This is a genomic window from Eudoraea sp., assembly GCF_049665975.1.
GTDB lineage: Bacteria > Bacteroidota > Bacteroidia > Flavobacteriales > Flavobacteriaceae > Eudoraea.
The window spans coordinates 1-2,623 of the sequence record NZ_JBATGR010000468.1; the positions used below are offsets into that span (position 1 = coordinate 1).

Below are 2,623 nucleotides of genomic sequence, written 5' to 3' on the forward strand. Positions count from 1 at the left end.
CCACAGTTGTGGTGTTGGTTTCAGAGACAATTTCAGGTTAAATTGAAGTCAATCAATTAGTAACGCCAAATAATGATGGCAGAAATGATTTCTTATTTATCGACGGAGTAGAAAATGCATTAAATAATTCTCTGAAAATATTTAATAGATGGGGTATAGCGGTTTACGAAGGAAGTAACTATAATAACCAAAATAATATTTTTGATGGCAGATCAAGAGGCAGATCAACGATCAATGCTGAAGAATATCTGCCCGCTGGCGTATATTTCTATATCTTTGAATACGAAAAGGAGCAGGAAATTATTTCCAAAACAGGTTATCTCTACATAAGTAAATAATACATGGTAAAGTATATGATAATTAACAAGCACCACTTTGTTTCTCTAATACTGATTATTACCACGATTGGAGGTTTATTAGCTCAGCAAGATGCGCAGTATACACAATATATGTATAATACTATGAGCGTAAATCCCGCGTATGCCGGTTCAAGAGGACAACTTAGTATTGCTGGTTTATACAGATCTCAGTGGGTTGGCCTTGACGGTTCACCGAAAACTTTTACATTAAACCTTCACTCACCTATTAGGAATAGTAAACTGGGCTATGGTGTATCCATTATAAATGATAATATTGGCGATGGTGTAGTTCAGGAAACCTATTTGGATGCAGTAGTGTCTTATACCATTGATGTATCATCCGAAGGGAAATTATCTTTTGGTCTGAATTTTGGGGGTAGTTTATTAAATCTGGATTTTAACGGGCTTAATAATTTTGACAATGAACCTATTTCAGGGGATAATATAGATAACAAATTCTCCCCTAACTTTGGTTTGGGAGTATATTATCATACCAATAAATTTTATTTGGGGGTTTCAACCCCAAGATTAGTTGCGTCAGATTATTTTGATAATTCCCAACGAGATTCCAATAGTGTACAATTCCTATCCAGAGAAAAGATAAACTTCTATTTAATTACCGGGCTTGTACTTGACCTAAACAGTCAATTAAAGTTTAAACCAGCTTTATTAACTAAATTGGTTGGTGGAGCCCCATTGCAAATAGATCTTTCAGCAAGTTTTTTACTAAATGAAAAGTTCTCCTTTGGTGTGGCATACAGATGGGATGCTGCATTTAGTGCATTAATAGGATTTCAATTATCAGATCAGCTAATGCTCGGTCTTGCTTATGATAAGGAAACTACAGAATTAGGAAGTACTCAATTTAATGATGGGTCATTTGAAATCTTCCTAAGATTCGAATTAGCCAAATCATTTCAGCGTTTAGTATCACCTCGATTCTTTTAAAATTTAGTTAAATGTCAAATAAAATACTCTTAACCTCTCTCCTGACGGTATTTCTACTGACAATGACCTTTGCCCAGGAAAAACGGGTAATCAAGGGAAATAAGAAGTATGCAGAATATTCATTTAATCCCGCCATTGATATATATAAGAAAGTACTGGATAAGGGTTTTGTGACAAGTGATCTATTAGAGAAATTAGGAAATTCATATTATTTTAATGCAAATTATGAAGAGGCCGAAAAGATTTATAAACAACTTATTGAAACCTATGGTTCCGAAGTAGGACCAGAGTATTTTTTTAGATACGGCCAAACACTTAAAACTCTTGGTGACTATACGAATTCAGATTCTATCTTGGCTCGCTTCGCGGATATGACGTCTAATGATTTGCGTTCAAAAATACTTAAAACATCAAAGGATTATAAGGAAGAAATTGCCAGGAATTCGGGTCGTTATGATATTGAACTTTTTGAGTACAATTCCAAATATTCAGATTTTGCCCCTGCGTTTTATAAAGAAGGTTTGATATTCTCATCGGACCGCGATACTGGTAATCTTGCCAGATATAGACATACGTGGAATTCTAAAGATTTTCTGGATATTTATAAGGTTAATGCGGACAGTAGTTCAAATAACCTGGTAGTAAAGATGAATATGATAAATTCCAGACTTCATGAATCTACTTCTGTAGCTACAAAAGATGGCAATACCATATATTTTACTCGGAATAACTTTTTTGATGGCAAATCTACTAAAGACGAAGAGGGCATAATAAGATTAAAGATTTTTAGAATTAACTCGAAGGATGGCGAATGGTCAAACCTGGAAGAACTGCCCTTTAACAGCGACAACTATTCAGTTGCACATCCAGCTCTAAGTCCTGACGAAAAAACGCTTTATTTTGCTTCAGATATGCCAGATTCTAAGGGAGAATCCGATATTTATAAAGTTACTATAAATGAGGATGGCACTTTTGGTTCACCAATAAATCTGGGAACCCCGATAAATACCGAATCCAGGGAAACATTCCCGTTTGTTAGCAGTGAGAATGTTCTTTATTTCTCTTCAGATGGCCATCCAGGTCTCGGGGGCTTGGATATTTTTGCTGCTAAAATTAGGTTTGGCGATTATTCAAAACCTGTATTAAATGTAGGGGAGCCTGTGAATAGTAACAGGGATGATTTTTCGTATATAGTTAATTACGATAATAAAAAAGGTTATTTTGCATCTAATCGTTCAGAAGGAATGGGAGCTGATGATATTTATGGTTTTTTAGAAACCAGACCTTTAAATTTTGAATGCCTCCAACCAATAACC

The 2,623-nt window shown here is 35.0% G+C and carries 3 protein-coding genes; all 3 read left to right on the forward strand.

Going from position 1 to position 2,623, the window contains the following annotated elements:
• The first annotated feature begins 41 nt into the window (after window positions 1-41).
• Window positions 42-338, forward strand: a complete 297-nt coding sequence (locus tag WBN20_RS15140; RefSeq protein ID WP_424282289.1) for a gliding motility-associated C-terminal domain-containing protein — start codon at window positions 42-44, stop codon at window positions 336-338.
• Window positions 339-353: 15 nt separating this feature from the next.
• Complete coding sequence (locus tag WBN20_RS15145) at window positions 354-1,307, forward strand: PorP/SprF family type IX secretion system membrane protein (RefSeq protein WP_424273916.1); 954 nt, start codon at window positions 354-356, stop codon at window positions 1,305-1,307.
• 11 nt (window positions 1,308-1,318) lie between these two features.
• The coding region (locus WBN20_RS15150) for an OmpA family protein (protein WP_424282288.1) at window positions 1,319-2,623 on the forward strand (1,305 nt) is incomplete at its 3' end.